General features: G+C 67.2%; 20 protein-coding genes. 9 read left to right on the top strand and 11 right to left on the bottom strand.

The features are described from left to right. Positions 1-110: 110 nt before the first annotated feature. The 4 genes from SNOV_RS07500 (at position 111) to SNOV_RS07485 (ending at position 3,214) form a co-directional block, all read left to right on the top strand. Positions 111-572 (top strand): RidA family protein, encoded by a 462-nt coding sequence (locus SNOV_RS07500; RefSeq protein WP_013166316.1) that lies wholly within the window; start codon positions 111-113, stop codon positions 570-572. A gap of 2 nt (positions 573-574) precedes the next feature. Beyond that, the gene (locus SNOV_RS07495; RefSeq protein WP_013166315.1) at positions 575-1,321 is read left to right on the top strand and encodes a glycerophosphodiester phosphodiesterase family protein; all 747 of its coding nucleotides are present in this window, start codon (positions 575-577) and stop codon (positions 1,319-1,321) included. 120 nt (positions 1,322-1,441) lie between these two features. After that, positions 1,442-2,737, top strand: a complete 1,296-nt coding sequence (locus tag SNOV_RS07490; RefSeq protein WP_013166314.1) for a GNAT family N-acetyltransferase — start codon at positions 1,442-1,444, stop codon at positions 2,735-2,737. A 54-nt stretch (positions 2,738-2,791) separates the two neighbouring features. Beyond that, positions 2,792-3,214: an HIT family protein gene (locus SNOV_RS07485; protein WP_013166313.1), complete on the top strand. Its 423-nt coding sequence runs from the start codon at positions 2,792-2,794 to the stop codon at positions 3,212-3,214. A 2-nt stretch (positions 3,215-3,216) separates the two neighbouring features. On the opposite strand, the gene SNOV_RS07480 is transcribed toward SNOV_RS07485, so the two are convergent. From SNOV_RS07480 to SNOV_RS07460, 5 genes are all read right to left on the bottom strand, one after another. After that, positions 3,217-3,564, bottom strand: a complete 348-nt coding sequence (locus SNOV_RS07480; RefSeq protein ID WP_013166312.1) for an AzlD domain-containing protein — start codon at positions 3,562-3,564, stop codon at positions 3,217-3,219. Beyond that, on the bottom strand, positions 3,561-4,280 hold the full coding sequence (locus SNOV_RS07475; RefSeq protein ID WP_244412901.1) for an AzlC family ABC transporter permease: 720 nt from the start codon (positions 4,278-4,280) through the stop codon (positions 3,561-3,563). Before SNOV_RS07475 ends, SNOV_RS07480 begins: the two co-directional genes overlap by 4 nt. A gap of 362 nt (positions 4,281-4,642) precedes the next feature. Further along, on the bottom strand, positions 4,643-7,081 hold the full coding sequence (gene clpA, locus SNOV_RS07470; protein WP_013166310.1) for an ATP-dependent Clp protease ATP-binding subunit ClpA: 2,439 nt from the start codon (positions 7,079-7,081) through the stop codon (positions 4,643-4,645). A gap of 31 nt (positions 7,082-7,112) precedes the next feature. Then, a complete protein-coding gene (gene clpS / locus SNOV_RS07465) occupies positions 7,113-7,448 on the bottom strand; it encodes an ATP-dependent Clp protease adapter ClpS (protein WP_244412964.1) in 336 nt (111 codons plus the stop codon). 292 nt (positions 7,449-7,740) lie between these two features. Then, on the bottom strand, positions 7,741-8,079 hold the full coding sequence (locus SNOV_RS07460; RefSeq protein WP_013166308.1) for a phasin family protein: 339 nt from the start codon (positions 8,077-8,079) through the stop codon (positions 7,741-7,743). A gap of 424 nt (positions 8,080-8,503) precedes the next feature. Between SNOV_RS07460 and SNOV_RS07455 the strand changes: the two genes are divergently transcribed. Next, on the top strand, positions 8,504-10,162 hold the full coding sequence (locus SNOV_RS07455; protein WP_244412900.1) for a serine hydrolase: 1,659 nt from the start codon (positions 8,504-8,506) through the stop codon (positions 10,160-10,162). 10 nt (positions 10,163-10,172) lie between these two features. Here SNOV_RS07455 and SNOV_RS07450 read toward each other — a convergent pair whose 3' ends face one another. Beyond that, on the bottom strand, positions 10,173-10,871 hold the full coding sequence (locus tag SNOV_RS07450; RefSeq protein WP_013166306.1) for a DnaJ domain-containing protein: 699 nt from the start codon (positions 10,869-10,871) through the stop codon (positions 10,173-10,175). A 12-nt stretch (positions 10,872-10,883) separates the two neighbouring features. Further along, complete coding sequence (locus tag SNOV_RS07445) at positions 10,884-11,597, bottom strand: vWA domain-containing protein (protein ID WP_013166305.1); 714 nt, start codon at positions 11,595-11,597, stop codon at positions 10,884-10,886. A gap of 138 nt (positions 11,598-11,735) precedes the next feature. Here SNOV_RS07445 and panC point away from each other — a divergent pair, with 138 nt between their 5' ends. Beyond that, entirely contained in the window at positions 11,736-12,596 is an 861-nt protein-coding gene (gene panC / locus SNOV_RS07440; RefSeq protein WP_013166304.1) for a pantoate--beta-alanine ligase, read from the top strand. Positions 12,597-12,605: 9 nt separating this feature from the next. On the opposite strand, the gene SNOV_RS23765 is transcribed toward panC, so the two are convergent. The 3 genes from SNOV_RS23765 to SNOV_RS07430 all read right to left on the bottom strand — a co-directional run bounded on the left by SNOV_RS23765 (position 12,606) and on the right by SNOV_RS07430 (position 13,985). After that, positions 12,606-12,776, bottom strand: a complete 171-nt coding sequence (locus SNOV_RS23765) for a hypothetical protein (RefSeq protein ID WP_013166303.1) — start codon at positions 12,774-12,776, stop codon at positions 12,606-12,608. 70 nt (positions 12,777-12,846) lie between these two features. Next, positions 12,847-13,281, bottom strand: a complete 435-nt coding sequence (locus SNOV_RS07435) for a DUF1489 family protein (protein ID WP_013166302.1) — start codon at positions 13,279-13,281, stop codon at positions 12,847-12,849. Positions 13,282-13,310: 29 nt separating this feature from the next. Beyond that, the gene (locus SNOV_RS07430) at positions 13,311-13,985 is read right to left on the bottom strand and encodes a glutathione S-transferase family protein (protein ID WP_013166301.1); all 675 of its coding nucleotides are present in this window, start codon (positions 13,983-13,985) and stop codon (positions 13,311-13,313) included. Positions 13,986-14,045: 60 nt separating this feature from the next. Between SNOV_RS07430 and SNOV_RS23760 the strand changes: the two genes are divergently transcribed. From SNOV_RS23760 to SNOV_RS07420, 3 genes are all read left to right on the top strand, one after another. After that, on the top strand, positions 14,046-14,360 hold the full coding sequence (locus SNOV_RS23760; protein WP_187291100.1) for a hypothetical protein: 315 nt from the start codon (positions 14,046-14,048) through the stop codon (positions 14,358-14,360). A gap of 222 nt (positions 14,361-14,582) precedes the next feature. Continuing rightward, positions 14,583-15,263, top strand: a complete 681-nt coding sequence (locus SNOV_RS07425) for a DUF599 domain-containing protein (protein WP_013166299.1) — start codon at positions 14,583-14,585, stop codon at positions 15,261-15,263. Then, positions 15,253-15,531 carry a DUF3253 domain-containing protein gene (locus tag SNOV_RS07420; protein ID WP_013166298.1) on the top strand — a complete coding sequence of 93 codons (279 nt, stop codon included), beginning with the start codon at positions 15,253-15,255 and terminating at the stop codon, positions 15,529-15,531. Before SNOV_RS07425 ends, SNOV_RS07420 begins: the two co-directional genes overlap by 11 nt. Here the strand turns inward: SNOV_RS07420 and SNOV_RS07415 are convergent. Next, positions 15,501-16,325, bottom strand: coding sequence for a YdcF family protein (locus tag SNOV_RS07415; protein ID WP_013166297.1), 825 nt, complete (start codon positions 16,323-16,325; stop codon positions 15,501-15,503). The two genes, SNOV_RS07420 and SNOV_RS07415, sit on opposite strands and share 31 nt — an antisense overlap. Positions 16,326-16,331: the final 6 nt, after the last annotated feature.

Here is a 16,331-nt window from a genome sequence, read left to right as displayed (position 1 = left end):
GACGCGGCTTGCGGATGACAGTTTGATCGGCCAAACATCGCCGACAGAAAATGGCAATTGCACGTCGGCTCCCCGCCGGCGCACGCGCACAACGATAGCAGGAGAAAGCCATGTCAGGAACGGTTGAGGCGAAGCTCGCCTCGCTCGGCATTGTCGTCCCCGCCGCCACTGCGCCGGCAGCGAACTACGTGCCTACCGTCGTCAGCGGCAACCTCCTGTGGATCTCCGGCCAGATCTCCGTCGCCAACGGCCAGATGATGACCGGCAAGCTCAGCTCCGAGGCCGATGTCGAGGCCGGCCGCGCCGCCGCGCGCCAGTGCGCCATCAACGTGATCGCGCAGATCAAGTCGGCGCTGGGCGACCTCGACCGGGTGAAGCGGGTGGTCAAGCTGGTCGGCTTCGTCAACTCCGCGCCGGACTTCTCCGATCACCCCAAGGTGGTGAACGGCGCCTCCGACCTGTTCGTCGAGGTGTTCGGCGATGCGGGCCGCCACGCCCGCTCGGCGGTGGGCGTCGCCGCCCTGCCCTTCAATGTCAGCGTCGAGGTCGAGGCCGTCATCGAATTCGCCTGATCATGAACGCCCCCGATTGGCTCACCGCCCGGCCGGTGGCGCATCGCGCGCTGCACGATGTCTCGCGGGGCGTCATCGAGAACACGGCCTCGGCGGTAGATGCTGCCATCGCCCGCGCCTACGCCATCGAGGTCGACATCCAGCTTTCGTCGGACGGCGAGGCGATGGTGTTCCATGACGACACGCTGGAGCGCCTCACCCTCGCCGCCGGCCCTGCCAAGGCGCTCAGCCGCGCGCAGCTCAAGGCGATCGAGATGCGCGGCACCGCCGACCGGATGATGACGCTCGCCGAATTGCTGGCGCGCGTCGCCGGCCGCGTCCCGCTGGTCGTCGAGTTGAAGAGCCAGTTCGACGGCGACACGGCCGTCGCCGCCCGCGCCGCCGACATCCTCGCCGCCTATGACGGCCCGGCGGCGCTTATGTCCTTCGATCCCGATCTCGTCGCCGCCGTGCGCCATCTGGCGCCGCACCTCCCGCGTGGCATCACCATGGAGCACCGCTACGACGACCCGGAATGGGACATGCTCCCGCCGGCGAGGAAGTTCGCCTACGGCAACCTGCTGCATTTCCCGCGCACAAGGCCGGATTTCATCGCCCACTATGTCAAGGAGCTGCCCTCGGCGCCGGTCTCCCTCGCCCGCCGCGCCTTGCATCTTCCGGTGCTGACCTGGACCGTGCGCACCGCCGAGGATCGCGCCATCGCCGCGCGGCACGCGGACCAGATGATCTTTGAGGGCTTTCTGCCCTGAAGGGGGTGGCCGAAGCCCCGTTCCCGTTGTCGTGAACGGACTTCCATCGCCGGGGCAAGGCGCGCAAAGTAACCGGGCGCCTTCGTCAAATCCCTCGTGCCGAAAGCCTCCATCACACCCATGTCTGACGACACGTTCAGCCTCCGCGTCGAGAGCGACATCACTGCGCTTTCGCCCGATGCCTGGAACGGCTGCGCCAACCCGTCGCCCTCGCACATCAAATTAACATCTTCCTGTAACCAATTGATTCGCATAGAAGACGAGACACATGAAGAGATTCAACCAGCGCCTCACTCCATAGCTGCGGCGGCTGAGCGGCGCCCCTACAACCCCTTCGTCAGTCACGAATTCCTCGCGGCGCTGGAAGAGTCCGGCTCGGCCGCGCCCGCCACCGGCTGGCTACCGCAGCACCTCGTGCTGGAGGCGCCGGACGGCACGGTGATCGGCGCCTGCCCGGCCTATCTCAAGTCCCATTCCAAGGGCGAATATGTCTTCGACGGCGGCTGGGCCGAGGCCTATGAGCGCGCCGGCGGGCGCTACTACCCCAAGCTCCAGGTCTCGGTGCCCTTCACCCCGGCGACCGGCCCGCGCCTGCTCGCCGCGCCGGGTCCCCTGTCCGACACCGCCCGCACGGCACTCGCCGAGGGTCTCGTGACGCTGGCCGGCATGCGCAAGGTCTCCTCCATCCATGCCACCTTCCTCGAGGATGCCGACGCCGCCGTGCTGGAGGAGGAAGGCTTCCTCCCTCGCACCGACCAGCAGTTCCACTGGCACAATCGCGGCTATGACGACTTCGACGCCTTCCTCGGCGAACTCGCCTCGCGCAAGCGCAAGCAGATCAGGCGCGAGCGGCGCGAGGCGCTGGAGGACGGCATCACCATCCACCAGCTGACCGGCAAGGACCTCACCGAGGACGTCTGGGACGCCTTCTTCGATTTCTACATGGAGACCGGCTCGCGCAAATGGGGACGACCCTATCTGACGCGCGAGTTCTATTCGCTCATCGGCGAACGCATGGCCGACAAGGTGCTGCTGGTGATGGCGAAGCGCGCCGGCCGCTGGATCGCCGGCGCCATCAACTTCATCGGCGGCGACACGCTCTACGGCCGCCACTGGGGCGCGATCGAGCACCACCCCTTCCTGCATTTCGAGGTCTGCTACCACCAGGCCGTCGACTTCGCGATCACCCGCGGCCTCTCCACCGTCGAGGCCGGCGCGCAGGGCGAGCATAAGCTGGCGCGCGGCTATATGCCGGTCACCACCCGCTCGGCGCATTACATCGCCGATCCGCAGTTCCGTGCGGCGGTGGCGCATTATCTCGAGCGCGAGCGGGCCTATGTGGCCGAGGCCGGCGAGGAGCTGGCCGAGCATGCGCCGTTCCGCCACGCCCAAGCCGAGGCGCGCGACGAGCCTTGACCGGCGCCGCGCGGCTTGCCATCAGGTCGGGCCACAGGCGAGAGGGAGAGACGCATGGCCTACGATCCCGGCAATATCTTCGCGAAGATCCTGCGCGGCGAACTGCCCGCCCACCGCGTCTATGAGGACGACCGGGCGCTCGCCTTCCTCGACATCATGCCGCGCTCGACGGGCCACGCGTTGGTGATCCCGAAGGCCGCCGCGCGAAACCTGCTCGACGTCGCCCCCGACGACCTCGCCTATGTGGCGCAGGTCGCCCAGCGCATCGCCAGGGCGCAAGTGAAGGCGTTCGACGCCGACGGCATCAGCGTCCACCAGTTCAACGAGACGGCCGGCGGCCAGGTGGTGTTCCACCTGCACGTCCACGTCATCCCGCGCTTCGAGGGCGTCGACCTGCTGCCGCCGCAATCGAAGATGGAAGCGCCCGAGGTGCTGGCGGAGAACGCCGCGAGGCTGAAGGCGGCGCTGGAGAACTGATCTCAGACGCCCAGCCACCAGCCGCCGAGGATCAGCACCGCCTCGGCGGTGAGCACACCGGCGAGAACCGAGCGGCGCAGGAGGAGGAAGCCGGCAATGCCGCTCGCCACCGCGCCGATGCGCAGCCAGAGCGGCAGCGTCACCAGCGCGCCGCTCGGCACCAGCAGGAGCCGGGCGACGACGGCAGCGAGCAGCGCGGTGGCCACCGCCCTCACCCACTGCATCCAGACGCTGTTCTCGTCGATGCGCCGGCCGAACAGCACGCCGAGCACCCGCCAAAGCTCGTTCGGCAGGAAGCCGACGAGGACCACGACCAGCATGGCGCCGAGCTCGGTGGAATAGAAGTTCATGCCCGCCGCCTCGGCATATGGCGGGCGATGAGGAAGGCGAGCGTGCCCCCTCCCACGCCGGCCCAGAACAGGTCCAGCCCGCCCGGCGCGTTTACCGCCAGAGGCGATATCCCCGCGCCGAGCACGATGGCGAGCCAGTCCACCGGCTCGCGGGCGTTGCGCACCAGGAGGATGGTGAAGGAAATCGGGGTCAGGAGCAGCAAGGCAATGGCGAACGGCCCCGGCAGCGTATGGGTGAGATAGAAGCCGATCGCCGTGCCGGCCATGCTCAGCGCGATCAGCCCGCTCCCCAGCCCGCAGGCATAGGCGGGGCGTCCCTCAGGGGATACCTTGGGCAGCAGGCGGAAGCCTTCGACCCAGAGAGTCACGGCGACGAAATGGGCGCAGAAGAGCTCGGTGGAAAGGCGCGGGCGCGGGCCGCGCATCAACGGCATGAGCGACACCACCATCGGCAGCAGCCGCACGCCCGACAGGCAGACGGCCACCGCCAGTGCCGGCAGCGAGGCGCCCGCGGCGAGCCCGCCGATCAGGATCACCTGTGCCGGCAGCGCCCAGATCAGCAGCGTCGAGAGCAGCCCGGCGCCGAGCGGGAAACTGAGGTCGTGAAGTAGCCCGCCAAAGCCGACGAAAGTCGCCACCAGCACGAATCCCGGCACGGAAAGCGCCCCCAGCAGACCGCGCGCAAAACACTGCGCCGGGCGGACCGGGACGGACACGGGCGGATCGGGGATTGCATGCATAATGATGGACTCGATGCCCATCGTTCATCGACATTGCCGCGCGTCCGGTCAAGCCGAACCTGCTCCCGACTGTGCATGGCTGGCATGAGGCGGCGTGTCCGGCGACGCAACGCCCCGTAACATTATCCAACCCACGCCTTCATCCTGAGGTGCGAGCGGAGCGAGCCCCGAAGGATGGTCCGCTGGGTGCACTCGCACGAGCATCCTTCGAGGTCCGGCCGCTGGCCGGGCACCTCAGGATGAGGGTGCTCCATCAATCCGTCTCGGGAGGTGCCTTAAAAGCAAACCGCCCGCAGGTCTCCCCGCGGGCGGTCGCAATCTTCAGAGACGAAGGCGCGTCAGGCCTTGACCAGCGGCACCTTTGGCACCCGCGAGCCGGTCGGCTTGGCGCGGCTGCCGGTGCCGGGGGCCTTCTTGGCCTTCGGCGCTGCCGGCTTGCGGCGCGTCGCACGCTTGGCCTTAGCCGGCGCGATCTTCTCGGGCTTGGGCGTGATCGGCCCTTCCGGGAACTCGAAGCCGAGCGTGGTCTCGCCATCCTCGTCCGTCTTGACGATGACGCGGACATGCCCGCCCGAGCGCAGCTTGCCGAACAGCACCTCGTCGGCCAGCGGCTTCTTGATGTGCTCCTGGATCACCCGGCCCATCGGCCGCGCTCCCATCTGCTGGTCGTAGCCGCGCTCCACCAGCCACGCGCTCGCCTCGTCGGTGAGCTCGATGGTGACATTGCGGTCGGCGAGCTGCGCCTCCAGCTGCAGGACGAACTTCTCCACCACCAGCGCGATGATCTCGTTGGTGAGGTGGGCGAAGGGGATGATCGCGTCGAGGCGGTTGCGGAACTCCGGCGCGAACAGACGGTTGATCGCCTCCACGTCGTCGCCCTCGCGCTTCGAGCGGGTGAAGCCGAAGGCCGATTTCGTCAGGTCGGCGGCGCCCGCATTCGTCGTCATGATCAGGATGACGTTGCGGAAATCGACCTGCTTGCCGTTGTGGTCGGTCAGCTTTCCGTGGTCCATCACCTGCAGCAGGATGTTGAACAGGTCGGGATGCGCCTTCTCGATCTCGTCCAGCAACAGCACGCAGTGCGGATGCTGGTCGATGCCGTCAGTGAGCAGTCCTCCCTGGTCGAAGCCGACATAGCCGGGAGGCGCGCCGATCAGCCGCGAGATGGTGTGCCGCTCCATGTACTCGGACATGTCGAAGCGCAGCAGCTCGACGCCGAGCGAGGAAGCGAGTTGCTTGGCCACCTCGGTCTTGCCCACGCCCGTCGGGCCCGAGAACAGGTAGGAGCCGATCGGCTTCTCCGGCTCGCGCAGGCCCGCGCGGGCGAGCTTGATCGCCGAGGCGAGCGCCTCGATCGCCTTGTCCTGACCGTAGACGACGCGCTTGAGCGTGGTCTCCAGCCCGGCGAGGATCTCGGTGTCGTCCTTCGAGACGGTTTTGGGCGGGATGCGGGCGATGGTGGCGACCGTCGCCTCGATCTCCTTGACGCCGATGGTCTTCTTGCGCCGGCCCTCGGGGAGCAGCATCTGCGCCGCACCCGACTCGTCGATAATGTCGATCGCCTTGTCGGGCAGCTTACGGTCGTGGATGTAGCGCGCGGAGAGTTCCACCGCCGCCTTGATGGCGTCGTTGGTGTAGCGCAGCCGGTGATAATCCTCGAAGTAGGGCTTCAGCCCCTTCAGGATCTCGATCGCGTCGGGCACGGTCGGCTCCGGCACGTCGATCTTCTGGAAGCGGCGGACCAGCGCCCGGTCCTTCTCGAAGTACTGACGGTACTCCTTGTAGGTGGTCGAGCCGATGCAGCGCAAAGTCCCGGAGGCGAGCGCGGGCTTCAGCAGGTTGGAAGCGTCCATCGCGCCGCCGGAGGTGGCGCCGGCCCCGATCACTGTGTGGATCTCGTCGATGAACATGATGGCGTCGGGATAGGCCTCGATCTCCTTCACCACCTGCTTGAGGCGCTCCTCGAAGTCGCCGCGATAGCGCGTGCCAGCGAGAAGCGCGCCCATGTCGAGCGAGAAGACGGTGGCCTTGCGCAACACGTCCGGCACCTCGCCGTTGACGATGCGGCGCGCCAGGCCCTCGGCGATGGCGGTCTTGCCCACGCCGGGGTCGCCGACGAAGAGCGGGTTGTTCTTCGAACGGCGGCAGAGCACCTGGATGGTGCGCTGGATCTCGCCGTCGCGGCCGATCAGCGGGTCGATCTTACCTTCGCGCGCCTTCTTGTTGAGGTTCACGCAGTAGGCATCGAGCGCATCGGCCTTCTTCTTGGAATCCTCCCCGGTCTTCGTCTCCGTCTCCTCTTCGGCTCCGCGCACGGGGCGGCTCTCCGACATGCCGGCGCGCTTGGCGATGCCGTGGCTGATGTAGTTGACCGCGTCGTAGCGGGTCATGTCCTGCTCTTGCAGGAAATAGGCCGCATGGCTCTCGCGCTCGGCGAAAATCGCCACGAGCACATTGGCGCCGGTCACTTCTTCGCGGCCGGAGGATTGGACGTGGATGACTGCGCGCTGGATCACGCGCTGGAAGCCGGCGGTCGGCTTGGAATCCTCGCCGCCGTCCTGGACCAGGTTGTCGAGTTCGGTGTCGATATATTCGACCAGGTTCCGCCGCAGCTTCTCAAGGTCGACATTGCACGCGCGCATCACCGCCGCCGAGTCCTGGTCGTCGACCAGAGACAGCAGCAGGTGCTCAAGCGTCGCATATTCGTGGTGGCGCTCATTGGCGAGCGCAAGGGCCCGGTGAAGCGACTGCTCGAGGCTGCGGGAGAAGGTTGGCATCAGGACCTCTTCATTTAGCCGTCGCGGGGCGTCACTTCTTCTCCATGACGCACTGCAAAGGATGCTGGTGCTTGCGCGCGAAGTCCATGACCTGCGTGACCTTGGTCTCGGCCACCTCGTAGGTATAGACGCCACACTCCCCCACGCCATGCTGATGCACATGCAGCATGATCTGGGTGGCTTCCTCCCGGTTCTTGGTGAAGAAATGCTCCAGCACGTGCACGACGAACTCCATTGGCGTGTAGTCGTCGTTGAGCAGGAGCACCCGGTAGAGGCTCGGCCGCTTCACCTGCGGCTTGGTACGCGTGATCACCGCCGTTCCGGGCGCGTTGTCCCCGCGCCGCCGACGCTCCTCGTCGGCCATCATCGCTTCGCGGAACTGGGACGTGACGTACTCGGACATTCAGGCTGGACCTTCCCCGACCGGCTCACCGGCTCGTAGCTATAATATGTACGCCTCCCCGGCGGCGCCAGAGCCGCATTGCGACAGGACCGTCGCAATCCGGTGACATTTTCACGAGCCGGCCCGGATGCCTTGCGCGAAGGGGCAAAGACCGTGCGCGGCCGAACAGGCAACGAAAAAGGCCCGGCAACGTTGCCGGGCCTTCCGAAAATCTCTGGCGCAGTCGCCCGGCCGGACGGCCGCCGCTAATGAGCGCTCACTTGCCGGTCGGGATCTTCCCGATCAAGCTCTCATACGGCTTGTAGGTCTCCTTGGCGAGATCGGCGTAGAGTTCACCCATCTTGGTCGCCTGGGCGACGAAGCCCTCGTAAGCGTGCTTGAAATACTCGGACTGGATCTCGACCGCCTTATCGAGGGTCTTGGCGCCGAACAGCTTCTCGGCGGTCGCGGTGCCTTCCTCGAACGACTTCTTGGAATAGTCGGCAACTTCGACGGCGATCGCCTGGACGCCCTTCGAAACGGTACCGAAGCTCTTCATGGCGAGGTCCAGATTGTCCTTACCGAGCTTCTGGATATCATCGATGTTCTGCAGCATGAGCCAACTCCTTGTGGTGTTGCCACGCGCGCCGCGCTCCAACCGCTCGCGCCCGCCCGGGAAAGCTCTCTCCCTGCTTTATTGCTAATGCACCGCACCAATCATCGTCAAGCGAAATTGTGCAGTGCAATATAATGCATTCTACGCTTCCCCACCCTGCGCTCATCTTCTCGCCACATCCACAGGGTTCATCACGCATCTTTACGACTCTGTAACCGCACCCTTTTTAAGGTTTGGGAAGTGATGGTTCGGCAGAGTTCCTTAACGGTCGGCCCCTTCGCAACGGCAACAGAACCGCTGCAGGGCCCGGGATTTTGGCGGACGAGTGGGGTTCCGGCGGCGGCCGGAATTGAGTAGCGGGACAGGGTACATGCGAGTTCCGGGGATTGTCGGCACGTCTCTCATGCGTGTCGCCGTAGCGGTCTTGGCGATCTCCCTCGTGGGAGCCGGGGTGGCGGAAGCCGCCTCGAAAAAGAAGAAGCGCACCGCGCGCAACAAGGCCGCCGTCACGCGAACCGTGGCGAGCGGCGACTGGCACCGCGGCTACTCCGACATCATCATCGACGCCAATACCGGTCGCATCCTGCACGAGCAGAACGCCGACGCGCTGCGTCATCCCGCTTCCGTCACCAAGGTGATGACGCTCTATCTGCTGTTCGAGCAGTTGCAGGCGGGCAAGATGCGCCTCAACACGCCGCTGCGCGTCTCCGCCTATGCCGCCAGCCAGCAGCCCTCCAAGCTCGGCGTGAAGCCGGGCTCGACCATCGTGGTCGAGGATGCCATCCAGGCGCTGATCACCCGCTCGGCCAACGACGTCGCCGTGGTGGTGGCGGAGAATATTTCGGGCGACGCCTCGACCTTCGCCGCGCTGATGACCCGCCGCGCCCGCCAGCTCGGCATGTCGCGGACCACTTTCCGCAACCCGAACGGCCTGCCCAACCCGCAGCAGGTGACCACCGCGCGCGACCTCGCCACTCTCGGTCGCGCCATCCAGGAGCGGTTCCCGAAATACTACGCCTATTTCGAGACCCGCAGCTTCATGTATCGCGGCCAGGCGATCCGCAACCACAACCGTATGTTCGGCCGCATCAACGGCGTCGACGGCATCAAGACCGGCTACACCAATGCCTCCGGCTTCAACCTGCTGACCAGCGTCAAGCAGAACGGCCGCTACGTCATCGGCGTGGTGATGGGCGGCGCCAGTGCCGCCTCGCGCGACAACCGCATGGTCGCGCTGCTCAGCGACGCCATGCCAAAGTCCTATGCCGGCCGCCAGCAGGTCGCGCGGATGGATTCCGTTCCCTCCGGCGCCGCGGATGATGATGTCGTCACCCCGGTCGCCCTCGCCGCGGCCGAGCCCACCCCGACGCCTGTCGCCGCACCTGCGGTCGCCCAGGAAGTGGCGCGCAAGCCAGCGACGATCCCCGTTCCCTCGGCCAATCCGCGCCTCGCCATGGCCTCGGCCGCTGGGGAGATGGACCAGGAGACCACCGCCTCCATCCCTGCCCCGGCTCCCGCGCCAGCCCGTCCGGCGCAGGTCGCTGCCGACGCGCCGCCGGTCGGCTCCGCCGCCCCCATCGTCCCGGTCGCGGTCAAGACTGTCGCTATCGGCCGCCCGGCCGCGCCAACCGCCGCCTTCAGCAACCAGCCGGGCATCCTCGGCACGCTCTCCTTCACCAACGGCCAAGTCTCCGGCGCTGCCAAGAACGCGCAGAGCGCCGTGCAGGCCGCTCCCGCCCAGCAGGCGATCAAGCCGGTCCAGCTCGCCAGCGCCGGCGCCACCGAGATTCCGCGCCAGGAAGCCGAGAGCGCCGACCAGTCTGCCGCGCCCCGTTCGGGCGGCTGGGCCATCCAGATCGGCGCCTATGGCAGCGAGGCCGACGCCCGCGCCCAGATCGCCAAGGCCCAGCAGAAGGTCGGCGCCCCCCTGTCCAAGGCCGATCCGTACACGGAAGCGGCGACCAAGGGCTCGACTAAGATCGTTCGCGCCCGCTTCGCCGGCTTCGACGCGGAATCTGCTGCCCGCAAGGCTTGCCAGGCGCTGAAGCGCAGCGATTTCGGCTGCATGGTCTTCCGGAATTGACGGGGAGGCCTCAATGCCCGTCGAGCAGGATATCCTTGGCTTCGTTCACCCGGGCGGCGAGATAGTTCGACCCGCCCTGGTCGGGATGGAGTTTCTTCATAAGGGATCGGTGAGCTTTTCGGATCTCGTCCGTCCCCGACCCCGGCTGAAGCCCCAGGATCTGGTAGGCCTCCTCTTCCGTCATCGCGCCGCGGCGCGGCGGGTCAGCGCGCCGCCCACCCGTGTCGCCCTGAGCGTTCTCACGCCAGCCGGGCGACCGGCGGTCAAGATAAGCTTCGAGTAGCTGCCGGCTCTCCACGTCGACGTCCAGCGCCAGACGCGCCAGCGTCGGCACGTCGAGCGCATCCAGCGCGGCGCCCGCAAGAGGCCCGCTCGTCACCTTGCCCGTCAGCCGGCCGCTGTCATGGTCGAGCATCATGTCGAGCGCGGCGGTGCGCACCTTCGAGGTCCGGCCCGGGCTGGCGCTGCCGCGCGACCAGGGCATGGCGCCCCTTATGTCCCAGCCGATCAGCGACAGGCCGAATATGCCGAGCGGCAGCGCGGTCTCGATATGGCCGCGAGCACCGAGAAAAGCGGCGAGGAGCAGCAGCGCGCCGCCGCCGGCCCGACGGCCGAGCGTCGCCAGCGCCTTGGCATCGGCACGGCCGAAGGCCTTCAGGCCGTAATAGATCAGCGCGACGATGGCAGCGCCGATGACGAGGTTGATCATCGTGCGTCGTCCTTACCGCGTGTCCCGCATGGCCGCGATGAGCCGACGGGCACCAGGAGAGGCATCCGCCAGTGCGGCGAGCGCCTTGGCGCCGCCGGCGGCGTAGCTCGCGGCCGCCCGCAGCAGCGCCCGCAGCTCGGCGGCGGCACCGGCGTCGAAGCGGCAATAGGCGCCACGTGTCAGCCGGGCGATCTCGCGGAAGGCGCGTTCGACCGTGGGATCGTGTCCCTCCTGGAACATGAACACCGGCACGCCGCGCAGCGCCAGCGGCCCGGCCTCGGCGCAGAGTGCGTCGATCGGCTCCTCCATCGCGTCGCCGACGAAGACCACCGCGCCGACCGGACCCTTTTCCGCCTGCGAGGCCGCGTGACCCAGCACCCGGCCTATCTGCGTGCGCCCTCCCCGGCAGTCGATGCGCGCCATCAGCGCGCCGAGCTTGTTCGCATCCGCCATCCAGGGCGAGGCGCGGCATTCGCCGAGGCCACGGTAATAGACGAGCTGGATATCGAGCCCGCCGATCCTGCCGGCTTCCTCGAACATCTCCGCCTGCAGGGCGCAGGCGAGGTCCCAGGTCGGCTGCCGGCTCATCGTGGCGTCGAGCGCGAAGATCAGCCGCCCGCGCCGCTCGGCGGTCAGCGGCGCGCGCGCCTCCAGCTCCTTGAGGAAGGCGGCGACGCCTTCGGATTGGGCAGTGGGCGCGTTGGACTTGGTCTTCTCGATGGCCATCGGACGGTACGCAGCTCGGATTCGGCGCGAGTGTAGCGGGATGGCGCGGCGGGAACAGCATCCTCCCGCAAGGTTGACCCGTTGACCCCCCTTCTCGCTCTGCTAGCTTCCGCGCCCCGACGCAACGGACCTGCCACCATGAGCACCGCCCGCACCATTCGCACCGTCCACACCGTTTCGGAGCTGCGCGAGCAGGTGAAGGCATGGCGAGCGGCGGGCGAGCGCGTGGCGCTGGTGCCGACCATGGGCGCTCTGCATGCCGGCCATGTGGCGCTCATGAGAGCCGCGCGGTCGCACGCCGAGCGCATCGTCGTCTCGATCTTCGTCAACCCGACGCAGTTCGCCCCGACCGAGGACCTCTCCCGCTATCCGCGCACGCTGGAAGCCGATCTCGACAAGGCGGATGCGGCCGGCGTCGACCTCGCCTTCGTGCCAGACGCGGCGGAGATGTACCCGGAGGGTTTTTCCACCACCATCTCGCTCACCGGCCCGGCGCTCGGGCTGGAGACGGATTTCCGCCCCACCCATTTCGCCGGCGTCGCCACGGTGGTCGCCAAGCTGCTGCTCCAGGCGGCACCGGATGTCGCGATGTTCGGCGAGAAGGACTACCAACAGCTCCAGGTCGTCACCCGCATGGCGCGCGACCTCGACATTCCGGTGCGCATTGTCGGCGTACCGACCGTGCGCGAGAGCGACGGCCTCGCCCTCTCCTCGCGGAATGTCTATCTGAGCCCGGAGGATCGCGCCGCCGCCCCGGAGCTGCACCGCGCGCTGAGCGGCGCGGCAGCTGCCATCGCCTATGGCGGAAACGTGCTCTCCGCCGTCGATGCAGCGCGGCGGACGGTGACAGCGGCCGGTTTCCAGCTGGACTATCTCGAGGCGCGGCACGCCGAGACGCTGGCTCCAGTTGCCTCGCGCGAACAGGGGCCGATCCGGCTGCTGGTCGCGGCGCGGATCGGCGCCACCCGTCTCATCGACAACCTCGCCGTGCCGGACTGACATCCGGCATCAGGTGAAGCTCATATAGCTGATCGCAAAGCCGATGATGACCAGCGCCAGCCCGATGCCGAGCACATAGCGCATCGGCTTCACCTCGACGGCCTGGCGCTCCTCGGTATTCGCCTTCACCACAACCTCGCCGTGCTCGACGACGCGGTGATCATCCGAATCCTGCACCATGAGCGCCTCCCTTTCACGCTGTCTCACGCAGGGACAACGCGGAAAGAGGCGTCTCGGGTTCCCTCAAAGCTCAGAGCAGGCCGAGCGAGCGCAGTTCGCGGCGGAGCGTCTCGGGCAGCAGCGGCGCATCGCCGACCGCGTCGAGGTCCGGCGGCGCATCCTTGGCGGGAAGGTAGCGCCAGCCCTGGAACGGTCGGCTCGGGCGCGGTATCACCCGGTACACCACCGGCTCCAGCATCAGCCGGCAGCGGCGTATGCCGTCCTCGTCGACGAAGGGGCGGATGCCGGTCAGCACCTGCCGGCAGGCCACCTCGCCCTTGATGACCCAGTAGAGCGAGCCGCCGCCCAGCAGTTCCTCGGTACGGGTCGGCACCATGCGGGTGGTGTGGAACTGCTCCACCGGCTCGCCACGCGCCGCCTTGTCCGCAAGGTTCTCCGCGATCCACTCTTCCAGGTCCTCGATGGACTCGGCGCCGACGCAGAGCTTGATGAGGTGCAGAGGCATGGGCAGGCTCGCGATAGTTCTCCCGCCCTCTATACGCGCTTGACCGTCGGCCAGTCGACCTCGTCCTCCGGCAATACCCCGGTTTCCTTCAGCCCCTCTTCCTTCCAGGCGACGAAGGCGGGGTGGGCGTGGATCGCCTCGACATAGGCGGCCGCGACCTCGTCGACCTCGATCGCATAGGTGCGGATGCGTGTCGCCACCGGGGCATACATGGCGTCGGCGCCGGAGAATGCACCGAACAGGAAGTCGCCACCCTCGCCGAAGCGCCGGCGCGCCTCGCCCCAGCGCCGGACAAGGACGCGCACGTCCTTGAGTGCCGCCTCCGGCAGGGTGCGCGGCTCCACCGGCCGCCAGAGGTTCATGGGTGCCACGCTGCGCAGCGCACCGAAGCCACCATGCATCTCGGTCGCCAGCGAACGGGCATGGGCGCGGGCCACCGGCTCGCTCGGCCAGACGTTCTTTTCAGGGAACCGCTCGGCCAGATGCTCCAATATAGCGATCGATTCCCACACCACCGCCTCGCCGTCGATCAGCACCGGCACCTTGCCGGCGGGCGAATGCGCGCGGACACGGTCCTTGAAGTCCGGCGCGTCGAGCGGCACCAGGATCTCCTCGAAGGGGATGCCGAGCGCGGTCATCGCGAGCCATGGACGCAGCGACCATGACGAGTAGTTCTTGTTGCCGATGATGAGCTTCAGCGCCATCGTGCGTCTCCCCGTGGATGGACGCCAAGATTCCGCCAGAAGCGGCCGGCGCGCAAACGCATGCGCGTGATGGCGACCATTAATCCGGGTGATCGCAATCGGGCCGATCCCGAGGCCGAAAATGGAAACGGCCCGGCCTTGCGGGCCGAGCCGTCATGGAATGTGCGGGGCGGTCTTTCCGACCACCGCCAGGCGCAGCTGCCGTCAACTGGCGACGATCTGAGCCGCCTGAAAACCGCCGAACAGATAGACCAGGGCGACGCCGGCCAGGAAGGCGGCAACAGCCCAACGCGCGACTCCCCAACAGGAGCGCTCGGGAACCGAATTCATGGTAATCCTCGGAACATCTCACTGCCGCGTCGCGTGCGCCGATGATTCGCGCCATGCGAGCGGTCTGACTGATATTTAATAAAACGTTATCGACTTCGCAATCGCGAAATGGTGATCATTCACTGCAAATCAGCCCCGATCCAGACGCATGACGCAGCGTCGGCAATGCGCAGTCATGCTCCTGGCTCTCGCGAGCCGCTTCCAAGGCAGCAGCTTTCGGTTCACCTAGTGCGTCAAAGCAAAAAATGAGGGAATTTGCCTAAGATCATGCTCGGCTTCACTTATGTCGATGCCACGGCCTTCGCCGCCTTCGTCGCCGCCTGGGTCGCCTATCATCTGTTGATGGAAGGCGGCTGGGCGGAGGGACGCACTCTCAACCGACGCATGGACAAGTACCGCCACGAGTGGATGCAGCGCATGCTGGCGCGCGAGAACCGCATCGTGGATGCCCAGATCGTCGCTGCACTGCAGAACGGCACGGCCTTCTTCGCCTCCACCTCCCTGCTCGCCATCGGCGCTTCGCTCGCCATCCTGCAATCGACCGACGCGGTGATGGCGATCTTCCTCGACCTGCCCTTTGTCGAGCCCAACCGGTCGAGCTGGGAATTGAAGACGCTCGGCCTGACGCTGATCTTCGCCAACGCCTTCTTCAAGTTCGCCTGGGCCTACCGGCTGTTCAACTACACCACCATACTGCTCGGCTCGACGCCACCGCCTGACGAGGCGACGACGCCGCGGGCGCAGGCGCATGCCGTCAAGCTGGCGCGCATGGCCACCCTCGCCGGCCGGCATTTCAACCGTGGCCAGCGCGCCTTCTTCTTCGCCATCGCCTATCTCGGCTGGTACATCAACGGCTGGGCGCTGATGGCGGCGACGTTGGCGATCTTCTTCGTCATGACCAACCGCCAGGTCGGTTCGGACTCGCGATGGCTGCTTGATGATGAATGACAAACCCGTTTACCCTTCCGAAGAGGCCGCTGAGGCAGCCATCCTCGCCCTCGCCGGCCGCCCCGACGCACCGAAGACGATCGCGCCGGAAGAAGCCGCCCGGGCGCTGGCGAGCAATGCCGACTGGCAGAACCTGCTGCCGCTGGTCCGTCGCGCCGCCGTGCGGCTGGCCCAGTCCGGGCGGCTCGTCATCTACCGAAAGGGCAAGCCGGTCGACCCGGCTGACTTTCGCGGCGTCTACCGGCTCGGACTGCCGCCGGGCGGCTGATCCGGCGCCGGGAAGAGCGCGTCGGTACGCCCTGCAAGATAATAGGCGACGAGCCCCATCCATTCGCGGGTGGCGAGATCGACGAAACTCAGACCGTCCGCCACCGTGCCGAAGAGACGGAAAAGCTCCGGCCGGCCGATGGTACGGTAGTCGACCGGATAAGGGATGACCGGAAACCCCGCCGCGCGGAAGCAGCCGATGGCGCGCGGCATGTGAAAGGCTGAGGTGACGAGCAGCCAGCGCTGATCCGGCTGCGGTTTGACGAGCTCGCGGGCGAGCCGGGCGTTCTCTGCCGTGTTGCGGGAATAGCGCTCGAACTCCACCCGTGCCGGATCGACGCCGATCTGCGGCAGCGCCAGGCGAACGACGTCGGCCTCCTGCATCGGCGAGGCCTCGACCAGGTTGCTGCTGCCGCCGGCGAAGACGATGCGCGCGCCGGGGTAGCGCCGCGCCAGCTCGCCCATCGCCAGCATGCGCTCGCCGGCCTCCTGGAAGGAGGACTGGCCGCGCGCGGCCGTGATGCCGGCGAGTTCGGCCCCGCCGAGCACGATCACGCCGTCGACCGGCGACCCTTCGTCGACATAGGCGGGAAAGCGGTTCTCCAGCGGAACCATGAGCATCCGCCCGATCGGGCTGAGACCGGCGACGAGAAGTCCGACGCCGCCGAGAACCGTCAGCACCGTGCCTAGCCGCCGGAACCACGGCAGCAGCACAAGACCGGCCACCGCCAGCAAAGTGAGGAAGGTCGAAGGTGCGGCGACCGCCCAGGCGAGTTTCGAGAGCGTGAAGAACATGCCGAC

The sequence above is a fragment of the Ancylobacter novellus DSM 506 genome (assembly GCF_000092925.1).
Taxonomy (GTDB): Bacteria; Pseudomonadota; Alphaproteobacteria; order Rhizobiales; family Xanthobacteraceae; genus Ancylobacter; species Ancylobacter novellus.
The sequence above is the reverse complement of the archived record's forward strand: the minus strand, read 5'-3'. Positions and strand labels throughout refer to the sequence as shown.